Consider the following 20,238-nt stretch of genomic DNA (forward strand, 5'->3'; position numbering starts at 1 on the left):
TCGGAGTCGGACCTAGCAATCGGTATCCCTGAATAGCCACCACACAAATATTTTCGCTGGATGAATCAAGAGACGAGAACCACAACCTGTAGTGGTGCGGTCAGTCAGCTATATTAGTACCCTAATTTGGACGTGCATGCAGGAAGTGTGTCTCCAAGTGTCTAAGCACCGGAACTAGTTGCTTTCAAGACGCACATGGGAAAGCTGCTGAGCAACTCCCGACATAAGATAGTTCCATTCTTAGCCTGCACTCGTTCGCCAGTGAAGATGTTCTCAAACTCTGCGGGAGCCTGGACGGAGAGGCTGATTGCCGCGTCTCCCCAGAGCTCCCCGATCGGCGGCTGAATCTTGCCGCCTGTCAGGGTGTACGAGAAACGGGGGGCAGCGACGATGGCAAACTCCGAATTTCCTTCATGCTCCAGCACGCGAGCGAAGGCGCAGACGTGCTGATTGAGACTTGTAGCTTCAAGCGGAATGTAAGTTCCTAGACGGAACAAGTCCGGGTGCTCACGACGGAATTCAAGGCCGCGCATGGTCAGCCAGAGCTTGATTCGACCATCCTCGTAATTGGCCAGCAGCTCTTTGCATAACTCAACAGGATCGACGCTTCTGCGCAGCTCAGAGAGCAGCTTGCGCCGTAGGCCGAAGTCCACTGGGCGACGATTGTCAGGATCCACCAGACTGAAATCCCACAGCTCGGTTCCCTGGTAGATGTCGGGATTGCCCGGAGCCATCAGCTTGAGCGTCGTCTGTGCCAATGAGTTCATTGCGCCGAATAATCCGATAGACTGCACGAGCTCTTCGAGGAAAAAGACGAAGTTTCTGGCGCGTGGCCGCCCTGTGATTATGCGCGACACGAACTTGCGCAGCGCTTCCACGTACTCCGGATTTGGATTTACCCAGCTCAGGTTTACTTTGGCTTCGTGTACCGCTTTGGTCATGTACTCCTGCACGCGCTTCACGATCTCGGCTCGATCTTTTACATCGCGGCTGAAGCCCCATATCCCAACCAGCGTCTGGTACAGCAAATATTCTTCATTTCCATCCGGGACAACGCGGCCATCGCTGATGGTGATTTTCTTGTTGCGGTTCAGGCGGCGAGCTCGCATTACAAAGGCTGACCACAGCTTCGGCATCTCCGAGAGTACGTTGAGCCGCGCGCGAACATCCTCGCTGCGCTTCGTATCGTGCGTGGAAGTGGCCAACATCGAGGTTGGCCAGCGCTCCGCCCGTTTCCTGTTTTCGGAATGGAACGCAGCCAGACTCATGCCAAATTGCTTTGGTGTGCCTCCCACTTCATTCACCGAGACAAACCGGTTGTAAACGTAACAAACGGTATCCTCCAGGCCTTTGGCCATCACCGGTCCGGTGAGTTGCTGGAACTTCAGAGCGAAGTAAAGACGTCGCCGATACATGATTTCGTCGAGCCGCCCTCCCTTCAGCAGGAGGGTGTCGTGCAGGAAATCAAAGACTCGATCCGACATTCCAGGATTCAGACGCTTAGCCTTGCGGATCGCAACCTGCACATATTCCCGGTCGCGCGCAGTGTACTCGCCGCGTTCATCGATGTAAGAGCGGTAAACCGGGAAGCAAGCGATGGTTTCACGGATACTGTCGCGCAGAGTCTTGAGCGTGAAGTCGCGGGCGCGGCGGTCGCTGGAGGAGAGTTCGCCAAGCAGGTGCGTAAGTACGTTCACCTCACTGGCCAGCGCCGTGTGCATGATCAGTTTCTTGCTTTGGTAAATCAGCGTGTCGACATCCGCGATCTGCCCAACGCAGCGCAGGTAAATGCGGGTAAAGGCACGTTCGCTCTCCTGATTGAGGAAGATGCCGTTTACCAGATTGTTGAATTCATATCCGCTGGTGCCGTCGACCGGCCACTCTTTCGCCAGTTCCTCGCCAGGCTCGAGGATTTTCTCGACCACCACATACAGCGGATGCTTTCTTTCCAGCCAGTCGTGTTGTGCGAGGGTTTGCTGTATTTCCAAGGAAATGCCGTTTTCGCCGACAGGGTCAACCGGCTCTGGGCCGTTTACGCGAGCATCGGAGTAAAGCAGCTGCAGGCGAATCAGATATTGTCGTGGATTCAGCATGCCATCGCAGTGATCCACGCGGACGCCGGTGATCATCTTCTCTGCGAATAATCGGCGGAGCATGCGGTGGGTAGCAGTGAAGACCTGCGGGTTTTCCATGCGCAGCCCGACCAGGTCGTTAATATCAAAGAATCGGCGGTAATTGATCTCCTCGCCTGAGACGCGCCAGTGTGCAAGCCGGTACACCTGAAGTTCAAGCAGCAGATGCAGCAGATCGAAGCTGCGCGGATCCCCGGCCCTGCCGTTGATGTGCTCAAGAGCGCGCCCGGCAAGTTCCTTCACGGTGGGCGATTCCTGGAGAAGTGCTTGCCAGCGTGGGCGTAACTTCTCCCAGGCGCCACTTCGTTCGTTTCGCTGTTCCGGATCGGTACTGCTATGTTGCGGCAGGGTCCGGAGCTGCTCAATGATCCCCGAGAATTTCTGCAGGTCTCCGTTCGCGGAGGCTTCCCCATTCGGGAGTGGCCCAAGTCCTTCGAAGATCAAAGGGAGTGTCTGCGGATCGAGGGGGAATTCGTGGTCGTAATATTTGATCACGAATTCGTCATCTTTGTTGACGACCTGCAAATGACCCTGTTCGAGTTCGTCGCCATACTGACCGCCGAGCACCGGCAGCAGAAGCTTGTTGTGCAGCTCCGGTTTGAGCGGATTCCAATCGATATCGAAGAAGTCCGCATAATTCGAGGTGCGTCCATGCTGGAGCACATCCCGCCACCACGGCGTGCTGGTGCTCACTCCCATGTGATTGGGCACGATATCGAGCACGATCGACATGCCGCGCGCGTTCAGGTCGCGGACCAGCGCGTGCAGTTCTTCTTCTGTGCCGACTTCGGGGTTCAGACGCTCGTGATTGATGATGTCGTAGCCGTGCATGCTGCCGGCGCGCGCCTCGAGAAATGGAGACGAATAGAGGTGTGAGACACCAAGATCGTGCAGGTAGTCGACGAGCTCCCGTGCTTGCTCGAGCTTGAATCCATTGTGGAACTGAATGCGATACGTCGAGAGCGGCCTGGTGCCGATCTCGTTAGCAATCTGTTCGAGCGCTTCGGTGAGACTGTGCGACTCAGGGAAGATAGTACGGTCGGTCACACGCATGCATCCGGTTAGATGCATTTTTCTTGACCAGAACAGGAAGGGCTGTGTGGAAACCGTTTAGAAATGTTGCGGGATCGGAGAACATCCCGATCCCGCATTCAACAGATTAGAAACTGAGCTTGAGGCCCATTCGCATATTGCGCTGCGTCAGCGTGGCGTTGGTCTCCGAGCCATCGCCATTGCTGAAATTCAGGAAGTTCCCCTTGGCTGCGTCGCGAACGATGACGGTGGAGGCTCCTCCGCTGAGGAACGGCGCAAAGTTGAAGTTCTGGTTGTTCAGAAGATTGAAGATCTCGGCCCGATACTCCAGGCCGACCCTCTCGGTGATCTTAAAGTTCTTGAGAATGTTCAAATGCATGGTCACGGAACCGTCGGTGTAGAGGGAGTTCCGGCGGCCAGTACGCGGGCTGTTGGGGTTGTAAGCTGCAACCTGGATCCAGCGCACATCGTTTGTCGTCACACACGCCCCCGTATCAGGATTGATCAGACCCGTGCTGCAAGTGGTGCTGATCTTTGCCCTGGAGTTAAATGGCGCATTCCAATTGCCTACTTCTGGACGATCGCCGGCCAGGGAACCATCAAGATCGCGGTCGGTACCATTGATCACCGTGTACGGCTGACCTGAGGAGACCGGGATGATGGTGGCCAAAGTCCATCCGCCAAAAGCCTGTCCCAGAATTCCGGTCTTTGGCCCCCGTACCTGCCACACGGCCGTTGTCTGCCAAACATGACGGCGGTCGTTGTCTGACGGGCCATAGTCGGCGCGCAAGCCATTCGGGAAGATAAAGGGATTTACCGCCGGGTTCGAGCTGTTCTGATTGTTAGTCACGAAGACTTCGCTGGTCTCGTCCATGTTTCGCGACCAGGTATAGGCGCTGCGGAACTCAAATCCACCCACCAGCGTTGGGATCAGGTGGTTACGGACTTCCAGCTGCATCGCATGATAGTTGGAAGTGGCTTCACTGGCCCTGATGGTGCGCGGCCCGAAAGCCGGATTCAGACGGCTTCCCGTTGAGGTCTTGGTAGCGTTCGGCAGAAAAGGGTTAGTTGAGAAATTGTTGAAGAGATGACGTCCAAGACCGCCGACGTACGAAAGATCAATGACTGTCCCGCCCGCTACTTCTCTTTGAACGCCCAAAGAGAAATGGTTATATCGCGGGTTTGTGATGTTCGGATCAAATTGGTTGGAGCTGCCGGCCAGGGGGTTCAGCGGTCCGACCGTAACCGTGGGCAGCAGAGTCTGGTTCAGTCCAGCCAGCCCGCGAGGAGCCGAGGCACTCTGAGCGCCAATAATGGGTAAGTTCGCCGGGTTATTCGGAGCACCAGCGGCCATGTTCGACAACAGATTGTTGAAGAACGTGTCATAGGTGAGCTGATAACCCCCACGAACGACGGTCTTGCCGGTGCCGCCGTGCCAAGCCAGGGGACCGCTTTGCGGGCTCCAGGCAAATCCCAGCGATGGTCCAAAGTTCTTGTTGGGTGAATGGACCTTGCTCGGCACTGTGAACTTCGCGGGATCGTCTCCCGAGTAGGCCGGGAAGGGGAAGATGTTAGCTGGCTGCCCGAAATTCTCGTAGCGCACTCCAGCATTGAGCGTGAAGGTCGGAGCCAATTGCCAGCTGTCCTGCACGAACAAAGACCAGCGGAACAGGTTTGGACGATAGATCGGGCTGCCGAACTGCTTCGCGATATTGCCTTGATCGCCGGAGAAATCGTCGATGAAGTTCGCGAACGCTTCCACACCGGTGCTTGGGTTGTAGGTCATGATGGACCGGCTATTGATCGGCGCCGACTGCTTCGCCAATTGCCGCAAGAATTCCACTCCGGTACGGATGGAGTGTTTCCCGCGAACCATCCCAATAGTGTCCTGATACTGATAGTTGTTGGAGACGCGTCCCTGGGGGAAGGTGCTCGAGGTGCCGAATGAACTGATTCCAGACACGACGAAGCGTGGCAGCGTCGCGCCTATTCCGGGTTGGATAGGAACGTCGAGGTGAGCGCGTCCGTAGCTGAAGCGGAATTCGTTCGTGGTTTGCGAAGAGATCACATACGTGTCAGTGAAGGCGCCGCTGAGCTGTCGGTTGGTCTGACTGGCGTCGAAGGTCGGAGAGAGTCCAGCGGTTCCGGCCGTTACTCCACCATTGAAATCGATCCAGTACCAGCGGAAGCTCATGAATTGGCGGTCTGACGGGTTGTGGTCAATTCGAATCTGATTGTTGTTCGTGAGCTGAACTGAGGGGAAGGTTCGCGTGACCGGTCCCATGGGTACAGTGAGTCCAGTGCGAGGCGCGCCATTGCAGGACCCAGTCGAGTTGAAAACGGTTGCTGGAAGGGAGATATCGATCGCTCCCGAAGCGGTCGGCGCGGTGAGTCCCTGCAAGGAGTTTAGGTAGAGAGCGACGTTGGGACACTTCGCTGCCAGACCTTGGAGCACCGCGACACCTTGTGCCGTTGGGACATTGCTGAATTGTGCCTGGTCTGCGCCGGCGGAAAAACGATCCCACTGTCCAGCAGCAAAGAAGAACGTCTTATTGCGGCCATCATAAAGATGGGGAATCACCACGGGGCCGCCAATCGTGAATGCTGGAAGATTTTCCTTGAACGGTGGCTTGATTTCGTGGAGTGAAGCTCCCGGACCGGCGCCGGCGCGCTGCGGCAGAGTGGTTGCGTTGAAGACTTCGGAACGATAAACCCACGCCCCCGTCCCGTGCAGAGAATTGGTTCCCGCTTTGGTAATTTGATTTACCACAGCTCCGCCGGCGCGCCCGTACTCTGCGCTGAAATTGGAGGTCTGAATCGAGACTTCCTGAATGGCGTCGTTATTAGTAAGTGTTGCTACCGGCCCAGCCACTGAAATGTCGTTGTTGTCCATCCCATCAACCAGGAAGTTGTTGGAGCGGGCACGCGCACCGTTGATGGATCCGATGCCGCTGTCCAACGATCCTCCCAATTCGGTCTGAACTGCCCCGGGAACGGTGGTGATCAGATTGAGCGAATTCTGCCCAACCAGGGGAACGTCCTTCAGCTCAAGCTGAGAAATTGTCACGGCGCGTCGCTCTTCGGTGCGCTGTAACTCGAGTCCGGCGAGACTCCCTTCAACGTTGACAACCTCCTCCGCTGTACTGGCAAGCTTCATGCCGATCTCGACAGTTGTGGTTTTGTTCGCGGGGACGTCGACGTTTTGCAGCTTGTATGCTGCGAAGCCCTGCATGGTTGCTGTGATTTCGTACGCCCCAAGATCGACGGCGTCGAAGCGGAATGCGCCTTCATTGTTGGTATTCGCCTGACGGACGATACCCGTCGCCAGGCTTTTCAGTGATACTTGCGCGCCCCTGATGACCGCACCGCTAGGGTCGGTGATGGTCCCAGCGACGGTTCCGCGGCTAGTTTGAGCCCACAAGGAGGCTGTGACGAGCAGCGAAAAAATGATGAGCATGGCCGTAGCACGATCCGACCAGTACCTGTTCTTCATGTGAAGGTCTTCTCCTGTTCTCTGGCGAAAAGTTTTTAGTCCGTCGGGAAGAGCCGACGGAATGTGATGGTTTTGCGAGAACAGGTGCAGATGGATTTCCAAATTCGGGACGAATGTTTACGAATGTAATGAATTGTGATGAACAAGGTGCAGTGTGATGCGCGGTCGGGACAAGGTACTACCTTGGGGAATGACGTACGGCTAGTCCAAAGAGTCATTTTTCAGAGGAAATCTAAATGGACGGAGAGGAGCTACCGAAAACCATAGAGAGGTTCTCTACAAAGTATGCAGGCGAGGCTGGGATATGGTGTCTGCCTTCGAGGTCCAATGGCACCGGCGCAGGTGCCACGCATTTTGCTCTAATTCGCGGTTTGGGTTGTTATGTTTTGGGGCCCACGTAGATAACGCTGGCTGCTTTGCCCACCACGTCAATGAGCGGCGTGTTGTTGTTTAAGAGCTCCTGGTTGGTCGTTAGATCGTAAATGCGGACCTCACCGCCCTCGGTTGCATATACGACCTTGCGCGGCGTGATCGCAGTAATTGACGTGACATCGCCCTTAGCCGAATCCACTACTGCCGTGCCAGCACTTGGATCGATGATCGACATGCAGCCCTTGGAGCAGGTGCGCGCGCCAATGATGAGCTTGCTCTGAAACAGAGCGATTACCTGGTGGAATCCATCTCCAATGCCGATTGCTTTTCCCGGGGTTAGCGACGACAGAGGAAGCACGGTGGCGCTGCCGCCATTCGGTCCGGTTCCAGCGATGTACAGATTGTTTGTATCGCTCATGCCGATGGTGGCGGCATCCACGTTCACAGTTTGAGTAATCGTCAGCGCAGACGTGTCGAGGACCGAGACGCTGGCCTGCGTTCCTCCGCATTCGGAGCCGCAATTGAGGATGTAGGCTTTGCTGTCGTCTGCAGAAAAGACTGCATAGCTGGGATGATCAAGACCCGTGCCCGTAACTGTCTTCACAGAGTTATCGGAAGTATTGATGACCTCAAACTGATTCAGGGCTTCATTGAAGACCAACAACTTGGAGTTGTTATGCGATAACACAAGCCGATGCGCGCCGGGCAGGCAGTTGTTGGTTGCGGCACAGTTTGCAGGAGTTGCCGGGATGTTGGTCACAGTGATCGGCGGGCCCGCAGTTAAGGCCACGACTGCAACTTGACTTATCGTCGGAAGGGCCGCGTAGGCGAACTTTCCGTCCGAAGATGCAACGATGCTCTCGGTATCTGCGGACAGAAAGGGAACGCATGTGACGCCAGACTGGCAGCTCGTCTCACTGGTTGCCAGGACTTCCTTGAGGTTGTCTACGATGGAAACGCTGCGGTCACCGGAGCCAAAGACCAGCGTGGTATTGTTCGCTCCCGGAATCATGAGCGAGGGCGCGGAGCCCACGTTGGAAACAGAATTGGCGGAAAGCTGATTCTTGTTTGCATCTGCGATGGGCAGACTCGAGATGCCGGAATTTTGAATGGCTATGAAGACGCGTTCATCAAGACCGCTCGCCGGAGTATTGCCGCTGCCGCCGCCTCCACATCCGGATTGGATTACCAACAAGAGAGCAAAACTCGCGGCCAGGGCAGCGAGGCTAGCGCAACGTCTCAAATGTTTTCCTCAGAGAAGCTGATTTCAGTGCTGAATCCCATTATAAATTGCCGCTGAGGAGAAAGTTGCCACGTACCCAGTGCCCGGCATCCAATACACACGTCATGGCGAAACAGCTTGCGACCTCCGCAGCCGACTTTCTTCCTGAACGCCGAACGCTCCCCAGCTTGCGCGAAGCTGCACAACACTGCAAAGGGTGTGACCTCTGGAAGCGTGGGACTCAGGCGGTATTCGGAGAGGGAAGCCCGGGAGCCGAAGTAATGTTAGTGGGGGAACAGCCGGGTGATCAGGAAGACCTGCAGGGGCGTCCATTTGTTGGGCCGGCGGGGAAGCTGCTGGACCGCGCTCTCGAGGCTGCGGGAATCGATCGCGACGATGTTTACGTAACCAACGTCGTAAAGCACTTCAAGTGGGAGCCTCGCGGCAAGAGGCGCATTCACAAGAAGCCCAGCGGGATGCAAATCGCAGCGTGCCGGCCGTGGTTCGATGAGGAAGTACGAGTCGTCAAACCCAACGTAGTGGTTTGCATGGGGGCAACGGCCGCGCAGGCGCTCTTAGGCCGAACTTTCAAAGTCACTCAGGAGCGGGGAAGAGTGATTTCCGGCCAGGGCGGGCTACGTTTTGTCGCCACGGTCCATCCCTCTTCGATATTGCGCGCACCTGATGATGAGACGCGTCATGCGGAGATGGCAAGGTTCATAGACGATTTGCGGGTTGTGGCCGGGCAGATAACTGGACATCGGAGGGCGGCCTAGCCGCCGATGCTCCTGACATCGAAGATATGGGCGCCAAAGCTCGCTAATTTGATAAACAGCCCCCACCGCTTCAAATCAGCCCCCTGTCTTTCGTAGCTGCGATCGTTGAGCAAGTCATCGAAGCGCAATCCAGTCCCACGGAGAATGTCGTCGCTGAAGTAGATCCGGCCGGTGGAGTTGCTTGCACCCAGATTCACGACCACAAGCTTTTGTCCTGAACTATCCCCCCATGCGTAGGCAATGAGATCGGAGTTCGTGTGATCTCCCGAGTCCTTAACTTCCAACAGTTTCCACGGCCCATTATGAAACTCGGGCGAGTCCGCGATGGTGAGAATCTTTTTGTATATGCGCTGAATTTCAGCTTCGGGACTCTCTTCCTGCGCACGTGAGAGCTGTACGATGAGCTGGTTTTGGAAGCCTTCAAACTGACCGTCATTGAAGAAGTGCATTCCCGGCACGGTTGCCGCTAGTACCGCGACCGCCGGAAGTCTCGACTTACCAAAAACTTTCGCAGCGCGAGCTTCGTCATGATTCTCGAGAAAGCGAATGGAGCGTCGCTGGAACTCCCAATCGGCTTTCAAATGCAGGTACACGTCGCGAACAAAGCCATCGCGCAGGCGATCGTAAAGACGCTTGTCGTAGGTGAAATTAAATCCCAGCTGCTGCAGCGCCCATTCCGAATCGCTGTAGGCCTCCGCGATCCAAATGAAGTTCGGCAATGCCTGGGTAGCTTCGTGCCAGAACTCCTCGCGCGGAGGAGTGGTTGATCCCAGCTGCGATTCCCATGTCTGATGAAAACTGTCATTCAGCATCAACATGGCCATATCGCATCGAGCCCCGTCGCAGATTTCTGCGATCCGCTTGATCTGTTCGATCATCGCCTGACGCAACTCGGGATTGAAATAGTTGAGTTGAGCGGTATCCGTCCACGGAGCGAAGTAGGGATCGCGTCCATAGGCAATCACTTCAGCGCCGCCAGTGGAATTGTCAGCAATAAAAAAATTGCCGGGGTTTTTGCGATACTGCGCTAACGTCCCGCGAATGTAATACTCGGGATGTTCGCTCACCCAATAATGGTCCGGACCAGTATGGTTGGGAATTACATCGAGGATCAGCCGCATGCCGAGGTCATTAAGCTGGCGATGGAGCGCGTCGAAGTCGTCCCAGCTTCCAATGGAGGCGTCAGGTTCGTAAGCCTGAATGGAAAATGGCGAGCCGGGCACATCGTTGAGGGTCCAGCCCGGCAGGCTTTCGTCATATCGTGTGAACAGAGGAATCTGAGTGCGCGAAAGCTTTCGTCCTTCTGGGCTGCGCGTCCACACTCCCATCAAATAAATGAGGTCAATGCCGAGCGCTCTTAGCCGCTCCCACTCAGAGCGCGGCACGTCGGAGATGCCGATTGCGCGGCCGAGCTGTTTGCTCAAACGCAGGAGCCAGGGCAATGTGCTGATCTCATAGAGCTGAGGATGAGGTCTAAGCGGCGGCAGCATGTCTGCACCCGCTTCGGCAGGAACTGTCGCGGTAAGTCTGTCCAGTTGAGCCAAGCAGGTTCTCGCGTTCGATCTTTGGAAGAACAGCGGAGTGTAGAGCTTCAAGTAACGCCCGGTCAAACCATGCTTGAAAGATTTGGCGTTACCTCCCAGCTGAGGCCGAGTCTGGCACACAAAGATGACATCATCTTCCTCACCGTCTTACACTTAAGAAAATGAAGATTGCTCTCGGCCAAATCAATCCCACGGTGGGGGACTTCTGCGGCAATGCCTCAAAGATTATCGACTATGCCCACAGAGCAAAGGTACAGGGAGCTGATCTCATACTCTTTCCCGAATTGGCGATTTGCGGATATCCACCGCGGGATCTGGTTGAAAAGTCTTCCTTCGTCACGCAAAACGCAGAGACGCTGGAAGACATTGCGAAGCAGACGAACGGTATCGCCGTCATTTGCGGATTAGTCACGCCAGCAGAGAGCGAAACAGGAAAATCGGTCATGAATTCCGCCGCGCTCGTCCGCGACGGGCGCCTCGAGTTCATGCAGTCGAAGATGCTCTTGCCGACGTATGACGTCTTTGATGAAGACCGCTACTTCGCGCCTGCGCGCAAGCAGGACGTTGTGAGCCTCAACGGCTCAAAGCTCGCGCTCACGATTTGCGAAGACGCCTGGAATGACAAACATTTCTGGCATAAACGCCTTTACAGCATCGATCCCGTGGAGGAACTTGTTCGTGCCGGCGGGAATCTAGTATTGAACATCTCCGCTTCGCCATTCACAGTTCAGAAACGTGAGATCCGCAAAAAGATGCTGCAAGCGATTGCCGCCGACTTCCGAGTGCCGGTGATTATGTGCAATCAGGTTGGCGGCAATGACAGCCTGATCTTTGACGGCTCTAGCATCGTTGTCGGCCCGGATGGCCGAGTGTTGGCGCAGGCCAAGTCGTTTGAAGAAGATCTGGTGTTCTTTAACAGCGACACTCTTGAAGGAGATTTACATGAGCAGCCGCGTGATACTGAGTCGGAGGCTTATGCAGCGCTGGTGCTGGGCACCCGAGATTACGTTCGTAAATGCGGGTTCAAAAAGATAATCGTAGGCCTGAGTGGCGGTATCGACAGCGCCTTGACCGCAGCCATCGCAGTCGATGCCCTTGGTAAAGAGAACGTAATGGGAGTTTCGATGCCGGGCCCATATTCGTCGGAGGGCAGTAAGGACGATGCAAAGGCGCTCGCGAATAATCTGGGCATTCGCTATGACATCATTCCGATCTCGCCGGTCTTTGAAGAATTCCGCAAAGCGCTTTCCCCAACATTCCGCGGCTTTCCCGAAGACTTCACCGAAGAGAACATGCAGTCACGCGTTCGCGGCTCTACCTTGATGGCTTTGGCGAACAAGTTCGGTGCCCTGGTGCTCACCACGGGAAATAAGTCGGAGATGGCGGTTGGCTATTGCACGCTCTATGGCGATATGTGCGGAGGCCTGGCGGTGATCGCTGACGTTCCAAAGACCATGGTATATCGGCTTACTGCGTACCGAAATGGGATTTCACCCGTCATCCCGGAAGCGACCATCAAGAAAGTCCCATCAGCCGAGCTGCGTCCGAATCAGACCGATCAAGATTCGCTGCCACCGTATGAAGTTCTCGACTGCATCCTCGAAGACTATGTCGAGGACTACAAAACCGCCGAGCAGATTTGTAGCGAACGCGGATACGACTGCAAGCTCGTCAAGTCCGTTATCCGCATGATTGAGCGAAGCGAATACAAACGCCAGCAGGCAGCTCCAATCCTGAAAATCAGTCAGAAGGCATTTGGCCTGGGCCGGCGCTTTCCCATCGCCGCAAAGTACGAGGCTCAGTGCTGATTGCAGCATTTTTCTGTTCACCTTTAAATCGAGGAAATACTTTGAAGAAGAGTCTCGCCCTCATGATCGCTGTTCTGTCCGTCACCGTTACGCTTGCGCAGTCAGCGCCCGCTCCCGCGAAGAAACCCGCCGCTCCAGCTAAGCCAAAGTCGGCGCCTGCCACGAGCGAACGACAGCCGAGCACGGAACAGCTCAGCGGCTTCATGCATTACATGTTTGGCTACGATCCGACAGTCAAGTGGAAGATCGAAAGTGTGAAACCATCGGAGGTTCCGGGTGTGACCGAAGTCGTCATAACGTTCGGCGATCCCGTACAGCAGCGAACACCATTTTATGTAGCCAGTGATCTGCAACATGCTTTCATAGGCGAGATTATTCCCTTTGGCGCTGACCCCTTCGGGCCTGCTCGTCGCAAACTGGCAGAAGAAGCTAAGGGCCCGGTGAAGGGCGCTGCGGATGCCCCGGTTCAGATCGTCGAGTTCAGCGATTTTCAGTGTCCGCACTGCAAGCGGGCGTGGCCGAAGGTTGAGCAGTTGATGAGTCAATCTCCCAACGCCCGGCTCGTGTTCGAGAATTTCCCGCTTTCGAACATTCATAAGTGGTCAGATCGCGCGGCTGGTTACGCGGATTGCATCAGCCGTAAGAACCCTGATCAGTTCTGGAAATTCGCACAGGAACTCTTCGATCAGCAGGAACAGATCAACGATCAAAATGCTGTCGAGAAGCTGAATGCTATTGCTACCGATGCAGGCGCAGATGCAGCGGCAAGCGCGGCCTGTGCCGACTCCTCTGAGACGAAAGTTCGGGTCAACCAGCAATACCAGCTCGGAGTCTCATTGGGCGTGACCGGAACGCCGACCCTGTTTCTGAACGGGCGCAAGATTGGGAATGTGAATGACACACCCATCGAAATCATGAAGCAGATGGTGGATTTCGAAGCTCAGGAGAGCGCGAAGAAGTAAACATCACTGAGCAGGAGCGGATACAAACGCCGTCCCTGCCTCGGGATCGTGAATTGCCTCGCGTACTAAATGCGGCCGGATGGTGACGATCAGTTCAGCGTCATCAATTTGCTTGTTGCGAAGGGATGTTGCCGCGCCGAAGATCGGCAACTTCGAAATCCCCGGAAGTCCCTGCAAGCTGAGTTGTTCGGATTTCGACAGCATGCCGGCTAATATCGCGGTTTCGCCTATGGGGATACCAATCGTTCCGTTGTACTCGCGGTTGGTAATCACCGGAACGCCGTTTAACTGCGTTGCTCCCAATCCGCGCAATTGAAACTCAAGCTTCAGAGAGACATCCCTTGATCCGTGAATGGTTGGCGTAGCCTTCAATGTCAATCCGAGATCTTCATAACTGAACGAGGGGAATGGAGCCCGGAAGCTCTGGTTGCCGAGCACCTGAGAGATCTGAGCGGTGTTGAAAATCGGAGCAAAGCTCGCGTTGAGGATGGGATAACGCGTTCCGTTTCTTATAGTGGCTGCGTCCCCCTGCGCAGCCCGCAGCATCAGGTGTTCGATAGAACGAAAAGATGACTCATTCAATGAGGCGTGGACACTCAGCGGGGGAATGATCACTCCACTCTTGGTTAGCCCGCCACCAAATGTCGCGATTGGTTGGTTAAGAATTGAGCCTTGTCCGGCCGCCAAAGCGCCGAGCAGTGCGGCAATCGACGAGCTGTTCGCCTGGTTGATTGCGCCTGACGAGATAAGCTGATTAATCAGGTCCTGATTGGCGCCGCTCAGCAGTTTTCGAGCTTCCGTGCTGACGTTAAACAGCGTGAACTGCAGGGGAAGCGCAATGCCCAAGTCGCGCGCCAACGTTTGCTCAACCTGATAAATATTGACGTCGAGCAATACTTGAGGTTTTCCGGAATAGAGGTCGGTAAGGATTCTGGTCGCAGCGTCGAGCAAGGCAACCGGGGCACGCACCGTGACCTGGTTGGAGGTAGCGGCGGGAGTCACATACTTGAAGTCAAAGACAGTTCGGAGAAGAGTTACGACGTCATTGATCTCCCCTTGCGAGGTGGCATCGCTGATGTAGAACGTTCGCAGAGCGAGCCGTTCAAAGTTTTTTTTATTCTCCGGGTTGTCGGAGACGATGAGGGCCTGGGTTGCCGATATGGGTACGTAGAAGGTCTTGGTAACTTTGGAGGCGATCTCTGTCGCCGTGGCGAAGTCGGCTCCCTCGACGTCAAATCGCAATTGTTTGCTGACGACAGAATTGTCGATCAATGGATGGATGTTGTAGGCATTCCAGAGTTGCTGCAACAGGCCGCGGCTGTCGCCTTTGTAATGGAAATCGTGCTTGGCGTCACTTGGATAGAGCTGAATATCATCCGCGTCTCGATAGCGGATTTCTGGTTTCGTGTCGCGGGCAGGCGTGGTTTGTGCCAGGGCAGAACGGAGACCTTCCTGCGCAGCCGCATTGGATGCATCGAGAGTCAGCGCCCGGCGAAAGCCGTCGATAGCCTTTTCGGGATGATTGGCCGCGAGCTCCTGATTGGCTTGGGAAAGTCTTTCCTGAATGTCCTCCTGCCGTATCAGCTCGCGTGCCGTTAGCGCGCCCAGGTTGCGAGGATCGAGCTGCAGTGAGTCATCCAGCAGGGCTCGCGCCTTCAGCGTATTGCCCCCGCGAATCAGCTCCAACGCTTCCAGGTATTCCTTTTGTGCGCGCTTCTGATTACGCCGTTCTGCTTTGCTTAACCCGCTCTCAGCCACGGCCGGAGTGAGCAGACAAACAGCGGCGATCAAGGCGAGAAGACTGCGCATAGGTAATGATTCTAATTCGACTCTGAAAGAACGAGTAGCGGGAACGATCTTGCGGGTCAGATTCTCAGCAGGTCCTCGCAGCACTGCACACACATCTCAGGGTCGCAGGCGACAAGTTCCTCAGTCCCGTAGATCCCGGTAGCAATCGCTATTGCAGGCGCGTCATTGGCATGCGCCGACCGAATATCGGCCGGAGTGTCGCCGATGACGCAGACTGTTGTATCTGAGCCTTGCAACCTGCGCGCCTGTTCGATTCCGTGGGCGATGATGTCATCTCGTTTTTCCAGTTCGCCGGAGAAGCCTCCGAAGGAAAAGTATCGGCGCAGTCCACAGGCCTTAAGCTTTGCCCATCCCACACGCTCGAGATTTCCGGAAGCAACGCCCAGCAACTTGCCCGTATCCGAGAGCCTCTGAAGAACGTCAGGAATGCCGCGACAGACCTCCGGACAAAGATCCTCCGCGTTGCGTTCGACTTCTGCGCTCATGAATTCGAGCGCCTGCGGCAAGCGAGAGCGCCATTCCGCAGCGGGCAGGCCGGCTTGCTCAAAGTAGGCACGCAGAATTCCCACATCCGTATTGCCGTGCACGGGAACCCCATCGAGCCGGAATTCGAGTCCGAACACAGTTGCTACAGCACGATGAAACGCATGGTAATGAACCGCGTCGCGGCTGTTGAGCAGAGTGCCATCGATGTCGAAGAGGTAGCAATGCGACGCGGTCCAGTCGAATCCAGGCTGGATGTATGTGAAGGATGCTGGTCCTAAGCCAGTGCGGTCGGCGCTGACCCATCCCATCTTTAACGCGGAAGGCGAGGCTTGCCCTTGAGGGTCACTGAGTTGCCGATCGCTGGTTGCCTTGCTGGCCTTTTCGCGCAGCGTCATTCAATCATCGTACAGCTTTCTTCTCCAGCAGCTCAGGTTCAGGCCGGGCACTTCGGGGCGGGCGGCGGAAGCTGTTACGCAGCTCGCCGAGGTCGAGATTGAGCTCTGAGATCGTCCGGCTCAGAGTATTGCGATGCATTCCAAGTTCGCGAGCGGCTTTGCTCTGGTTTCCATGATTACGATCAAGCACATTCATGATGAAGCGCTTCTTGAATTCGCGAACTGCCTCCGAATAGAGAATGCCGGACTCGTGCATTTGAGCAACGAGCGCCTCAAGCTGGTTCTTCACAGAGCCTCCAAAATCACACAGAAATCGAGTCAACTACGCACAGCCACCAGGGCCGCAGGATATGAAAGGGGCGATGACTACTTAGCTGTTCCTGCCGGAGAGGTCTTCTTCTCCGAGTCGGCGCGTAAATCGGCATTCGCCTGCAAGTTGCTGATCGCCTGTGCCCCGGAGCGCACGCGAGCTCGCAATTCATAAGGCGCAACCCAGGTCGCAGTGCGGGCGGCAACAAGAAAGTAGCCTCCCATACTGGAACGGGCCAGCGCCTGATTGTCAGGAGAGAATGCCGCAATGGCCAGCACGCCAACTGTGACGATAGCGACGCCTCGGACAAGCCCGAAGGCTCCTCCGAGAAGACGGTCAATCGAGCTCAAGCCAACTCCCTTCATTGCCCACCGGGCAATGCGCCCGATAATGCCCGCAACAATGAGCACGGCGAAGAAGATCGTCAGGAAAGCTGCGATATCCGCATATTGGGTTGCGTTTACGTAGGGGCGATAGACGTCTGAGAGGCGATGGTATCCCCAAATCGCGCTCAAGTAACCGAGAACGACTCCGGCCAGTGAGAAGATCTCGTAGAAGAATCCCTGTGCTGCGGACATCAAGATTGAGAGAACAACCACGCCGACAATACCCCAGTCAAGGATCGTCACAGTTCGAGTTCCTTTCCCGAAAGTTGACGAAAAGCCTGGATGTATTTCTCTCGCGTCTTGCGAACAACATCCTCGGGCAACGCGGGAGCAGGCGGGTTCTTATCCCAATGGATAGCTTCCAGGTAATCACGAACAAATTGCTTGTCGTAAGAAGCTTGTCGTCCACCCGGGCGATAACTCTCGGCCGGCCAGAAGCGCGATGAGTCCGGGGTCAGTACTTCGTCAGCGAGAACAATTTCGCCGTTCACCAATCCAAATTCGAATTTCGTATCCGCAACGATGATTCCGCGATTGTTCGCGTGCTCAACCGCAATGCCATAAATGCGAAGTGAGAGCTCGCGAAGCCTGTCCGCGGTCGCGTTGCCAACCAGCCGTGCCATTTCACCGAATGGGATGTTTATGTCATGGCCAGCGTTGGACTTAGTAGCCGGCGTAAAAATCGGCTGCGGCAGCCGGTCCGATTCCCGAAGTCCTGCCGGCAGGGAAATGCCGCAGATCGCCTGCGTTTGTTTGTAATCCTTCCATCCAGAGCCGGAGAGGTACCCTCTAACCACGCATTCCACGGGGAACATCTTCGCCCGACGTACCAGCATCGATCGGCCGCGTAATTGATCCCGGAAGTACCGCAAAGGTTCGGGATATTGTTCTACCTGAGCGGCAATTACGTGATTCGAAATGACGTTCCGTAGATAGTCGAACCAAAACAGAGAAAGTTGCGTGAGAACCTTTCCCTTATCGGGAATCTCCGTAGCAAGAATATGATCAAAAGCCGAAATCCGATCGGAGGCCAGGAACAGCAGATCGTCTCCCGCCTCATAAATATCCCTTACCTTGCCCCTGGCGTGCAGCGTCAACGCAGATAGGTCGGATTGGGTCAACAGTGAGCTCAAGGTCGGATATTTCTACTCAAGAAGTGTAAGGAAGCATTCGTATTCTAACCCTCACAGAAGTTTTGTCAACGAGTGTGAGGGTGACTTCGTAAACATCAGCAGTGAATCCAGCGCACGCCGGAAAAAAAATTCATTGCTTCACCAAAAAAATTCGCTCCACCACTTTTCTTTCAGAGAATCTGCAAGAAGATGTTGCAGTTTCCCTTGAAGAAAAATCCGCGGCTGTTTCTTTTTTGATGCCGCAATCCTCCGGCCAAGCTTCCACAGAATCAACAGGACTGGAAGAAATGCCGGAGAGGAAATTGCCCATTTTTATTGGACACCGGAGAAGCTGTGAGTTTTCCAGAGATGTTTGCTCAGCGCTCGAGAGAGTTGTGGCTTACAGAAGCTGATGAAGAATCATGACTTGTCTCGCATCAGCTCCTCCATAGCGCGTGCGACCGATATCCGAGTTGCGTCGAGATGCTCTGAGTCACGATATTTTTGTCGCGGCCAGAAAAATCCTTTCAGTCCGTCTCCCTTGGTTCGTGGTACCACATGCACGTGAAGGTGAGGCACACTCTGACTCACACGATTGTTGATTGCCACGAACGCGCCCTGCGCACCCAAGCCTGTTTCCATCGCAATAGCTAGCAAGCGGGCGTTTGCCGAGAGCCTCTCCAGGAGAGGCGAGGCAATCTCGTTCAGCGTCTCTACATGTTCCTTGGGTATGAGGAGGCAGTGACCGGGAAAGAGTGGTCGGTGATCCAGAAAAGCGAGCGTTAGTTGATCTTGAAAGACAATCGCGGCCGGAACTGCTTGGCTGACTATCTGACAAAAAGCGCAAGCTGGCATCGTATCGGGAGAATAGATTAGATGAACGTTTGTCGCACCGTAGAGACGCAGCATGCTGCGTCTCTACCAATGAAGTCCGCACCTACTGCTGGACGAGGTCATCCTCTGCAGCAACCGCGGACGCCGGGCTGGGGCAAGCGATCCCTAAGACGGCGCAAACAGTCTTCAACGTATTTTCGTGCTTGTAGAAGTTTGCTGACTGCGCTGCTGGCTTGGCTTTGGGGCCGAAGGCAATCAGAGGCACGCGCCCACCTCCATTGCGGATGTCCGCAATATAAGACTCGTCGAAGGTAATCAAGAGCACGCCGCTCGATTGGAATCGGGGAGTGGAAAGCAACGCACTAACATTCGATTTGAGCCACTGATCTGCTCGCCCTAAGAGATCGTTGTCGCTGCAGATTGTTCCCGAGGGGCACGAATGCGCGTCGTCGATGGCATTAGGCAAGATAAAGATGAAATCGGGCAGAGTGCCGGCACTCACGTCGCTCGCTAGTTGCGCGAAAGGCACGATCTTCGCCGCTTCGGCGGAATTATTCACAACATCGCTGAAATAAGCGAAGGGATTGTGATGCTTTTCGTAATTGCCTACTGTACCTCCCAAATATCCAGGCGATGGGAGATCTTCTGCATACACCTTCCACATCTTTCCGGCGGCTGAGAGTTCACGCGCGAGATTGTCAGCCGAGAGTGGTCCGGGAAAGTTGTTGTCGTTAGTCTGCATTGCGCCGGTTGTGAGTGCGAAATAGTTTCCGATGGAAGGATGTGTATTCGCGTAGTACTGTGTGGCCAAGGCTCCCTGCTGCGCCAGGCTGTTCAAATAAGGCATTGCAGAGTTGCCAATCACTTGTTCATAGGAATGGTTCTCCTCCGCGATCATTACGACTATGCTGTGCTGCGCAGTAGACTGCGCGGGAGTTGGTTGCGCACTCGATGCGGGTGAGCCGGCGCCTGTGCCTCCACACGCGGTGAGAAGAACAAGAGCGGAGTACAACGGCCACAACAGTACGACGGTTCTCGCCTGCTGATTCATAAGCTTGAAAACTGCTCTTAATGCAAGAGGCAGAGAGCAGGTATCGGGTTGGTACCAACAGGCAAATCTTTGTTCAGGATTTCAATTACCGGAACGGCAACTCAGAAATTAGTAACTTGGTGGATGTGACCGCCCTCAAACACTCGCCCGAGAGAATTGTGGTAGCAGATCGAGCGTCTCGATCATGTGCTGCTGATCGAGTACGCGGCTCTTCCCGGCACGGGCAGCTCAGGAGCGCAACCCTTCCCGCGTGGAGTCGCTTCTGAGTTCCTGCTCGCTCGAGCGGATCACCTGCTCTGCGAGATTCAGGTAGCGGCGCGCTTCACCCGGCATATCCCGCTGGAACTTGCGAGAGAATGCGTCTTCGATATTGCGAAAGAATTCCTGGAGCTCAGTGTCGTCGATGCGGGATTGCTGTCGTCTTTCCATTCGCCCTCGATTGATGCAGGTTGGTGGCTGCGGCTTATGTCTTCTCGTGCTCAGATTCAGCACTGATCTTATTATGGTTTGCCCG

Annotated in this window: 16 protein-coding genes; 4 read left to right on the top strand and 12 right to left on the bottom strand. The window is 55.2% G+C overall.

Annotated features, from left to right (window positions below; genetic code table 11):
• Positions 1–161: 161 nt before the first annotated feature.
• The 3 genes from treY to DMG62_11010 all read right to left on the bottom strand — a co-directional run bounded on the left by treY (position 162) and on the right by DMG62_11010 (position 8,272).
• The gene (gene treY / locus DMG62_11000) at positions 162–3,203 is read right to left on the bottom strand and encodes a malto-oligosyltrehalose synthase (GenBank protein PYY22852.1); all 3,042 of its coding nucleotides are present in this window, start codon (positions 3,201–3,203) and stop codon (positions 162–164) included.
• A gap of 88 nt (positions 3,204–3,291) precedes the next feature.
• Positions 3,292–6,657, bottom strand: a complete 3,366-nt coding sequence (locus tag DMG62_11005; GenBank protein ID PYY22853.1) for a hypothetical protein — start codon at positions 6,655–6,657, stop codon at positions 3,292–3,294.
• A gap of 379 nt (positions 6,658–7,036) precedes the next feature.
• Entirely contained in the window at positions 7,037–8,272 is a 1,236-nt protein-coding gene (locus DMG62_11010; protein PYY22854.1) for a hypothetical protein, read from the bottom strand.
• A gap of 104 nt (positions 8,273–8,376) precedes the next feature.
• On the opposite strand from DMG62_11010, the gene DMG62_11015 reads away from it, so the two are divergent.
• Positions 8,377–9,027: a uracil-DNA glycosylase gene (locus DMG62_11015; protein PYY22855.1), complete on the top strand. Its 651-nt coding sequence runs from the start codon at positions 8,377–8,379 to the stop codon at positions 9,025–9,027.
• Here DMG62_11015 and DMG62_11020 read toward each other — a convergent pair.
• Positions 9,024–10,691, bottom strand: a complete 1,668-nt coding sequence (locus tag DMG62_11020) for an alpha-amylase (GenBank protein ID PYY22856.1) — start codon at positions 10,689–10,691, stop codon at positions 9,024–9,026. The genes DMG62_11015 and DMG62_11020 overlap by 4 nt on opposite strands.
• Before the next feature lie 41 nt (positions 10,692–10,732).
• Here DMG62_11020 and DMG62_11025 point away from each other — a divergent pair, with 41 nt between their 5' ends.
• Both DMG62_11025 and DMG62_11030 read left to right on the top strand, forming a co-directional pair.
• A complete protein-coding gene (locus DMG62_11025) occupies positions 10,733–12,379 on the top strand; it encodes an NAD+ synthase (protein PYY22857.1) in 1,647 nt (548 codons plus the stop codon).
• Positions 12,373–13,341, top strand: coding sequence for a hypothetical protein (locus DMG62_11030; GenBank protein ID PYY22858.1), 969 nt, complete (start codon positions 12,373–12,375; stop codon positions 13,339–13,341). Before DMG62_11025 ends, DMG62_11030 begins: the two co-directional genes overlap by 7 nt.
• Before the next feature lie 3 nt (positions 13,342–13,344).
• Here the strand turns inward: DMG62_11030 and DMG62_11035 are convergent, their stop codons facing one another.
• From DMG62_11035 to DMG62_11070, 8 genes are all read right to left on the bottom strand, one after another.
• Entirely contained in the window at positions 13,345–15,150 is a 1,806-nt protein-coding gene (locus DMG62_11035; protein PYY22859.1) for a hypothetical protein, read from the bottom strand.
• Between the two features lie 56 nt (positions 15,151–15,206).
• The gene (locus tag DMG62_11040; protein ID PYY22860.1) at positions 15,207–16,031 is read right to left on the bottom strand and encodes an HAD family hydrolase; all 825 of its coding nucleotides are present in this window, start codon (positions 16,029–16,031) and stop codon (positions 15,207–15,209) included.
• A 4-nt stretch (positions 16,032–16,035) separates the two neighbouring features.
• A complete protein-coding gene (locus tag DMG62_11045) occupies positions 16,036–16,320 on the bottom strand; it encodes a histidine kinase (GenBank protein PYY22861.1) in 285 nt (94 codons plus the stop codon).
• Between the two features lie 77 nt (positions 16,321–16,397).
• Positions 16,398–16,970: a hypothetical protein gene (locus tag DMG62_11050; GenBank protein PYY22862.1), complete on the bottom strand. Its 573-nt coding sequence runs from the start codon at positions 16,968–16,970 to the stop codon at positions 16,398–16,400.
• Positions 16,967–17,860, bottom strand: a complete 894-nt coding sequence (locus DMG62_11055) for a phosphoribosylaminoimidazolesuccinocarboxamide synthase (protein PYY22863.1) — start codon at positions 17,858–17,860, stop codon at positions 16,967–16,969. The genes DMG62_11050 and DMG62_11055 overlap by 4 nt, the downstream gene beginning before the upstream one ends.
• A 130-nt stretch (positions 17,861–17,990) precedes the next feature.
• Complete coding sequence (locus DMG62_11060; protein ID PYY22864.1) at positions 17,991–18,170, bottom strand: hypothetical protein; 180 nt, start codon at positions 18,168–18,170, stop codon at positions 17,991–17,993.
• An 89-nt stretch (positions 18,171–18,259) separates the two neighbouring features.
• The gene (locus DMG62_11065) at positions 18,260–18,694 is read right to left on the bottom strand and encodes an HIT family protein (protein ID PYY22910.1); all 435 of its coding nucleotides are present in this window, start codon (positions 18,692–18,694) and stop codon (positions 18,260–18,262) included.
• 82 nt (positions 18,695–18,776) lie between these two features.
• On the bottom strand, positions 18,777–19,724 hold the full coding sequence (locus DMG62_11070; GenBank protein PYY22865.1) for an acid phosphatase: 948 nt from the start codon (positions 19,722–19,724) through the stop codon (positions 18,777–18,779).
• A 186-nt stretch (positions 19,725–19,910) separates the two neighbouring features.
• Between DMG62_11070 and DMG62_11075 the strand changes: the two genes are divergently transcribed.
• Positions 19,911–20,219 (top strand): hypothetical protein, encoded by a 309-nt coding sequence (locus DMG62_11075; protein PYY22866.1) that lies wholly within the window; start codon positions 19,911–19,913, stop codon positions 20,217–20,219.
• Positions 20,220–20,238: the final 19 nt, after the last annotated feature.

Source organism: Acidobacteriota bacterium (assembly GCA_003225175.1).
In the GTDB taxonomy this organism is placed as follows: Bacteria; Acidobacteriota; Terriglobia; order Terriglobales; family Acidobacteriaceae; genus Gp1-AA112.

Bases quoted from the DNA above. Each gene is read 5' to 3' on its own strand.
- treY (PYY22852.1), bottom strand. From the start codon at position 3,203: ATGCATCTAACCGGATGCATGCGTGTGACCGACCGTACTATCTTCCCT.
- DMG62_11005 (PYY22853.1), bottom strand. From the start codon at position 6,657: ATGAAGAACAGGTACTGGTCGGATCGTGCTACGGCCATGCTCATCATT.
- DMG62_11015 (PYY22855.1), top strand. From the start codon at position 8,377: ATGGCGAAACAGCTTGCGACCTCCGCAGCCGACTTTCTTCCTGAACGC.
- DMG62_11025 (PYY22857.1), top strand. From the start codon at position 10,733: ATGAAGATTGCTCTCGGCCAAATCAATCCCACGGTGGGGGACTTCTGC.
- DMG62_11035 (PYY22859.1), bottom strand. From the start codon at position 15,150: ATGCGCAGTCTTCTCGCCTTGATCGCCGCTGTTTGTCTGCTCACTCCG.
- DMG62_11040 (PYY22860.1), bottom strand. From the start codon at position 16,031: ATGACGCTGCGCGAAAAGGCCAGCAAGGCAACCAGCGATCGGCAACTC.
- DMG62_11060 (PYY22864.1), bottom strand. From the start codon at position 18,170: ATGGGCAATTTCCTCTCCGGCATTTCTTCCAGTCCTGTTGATTCTGTG.
- DMG62_11065 (PYY22910.1), bottom strand. From the start codon at position 18,694: ATGCCAGCTTGCGCTTTTTGTCAGATAGTCAGCCAAGCAGTTCCGGCC.
- DMG62_11070 (PYY22865.1), bottom strand. From the start codon at position 19,724: ATGAATCAGCAGGCGAGAACCGTCGTACTGTTGTGGCCGTTGTACTCC.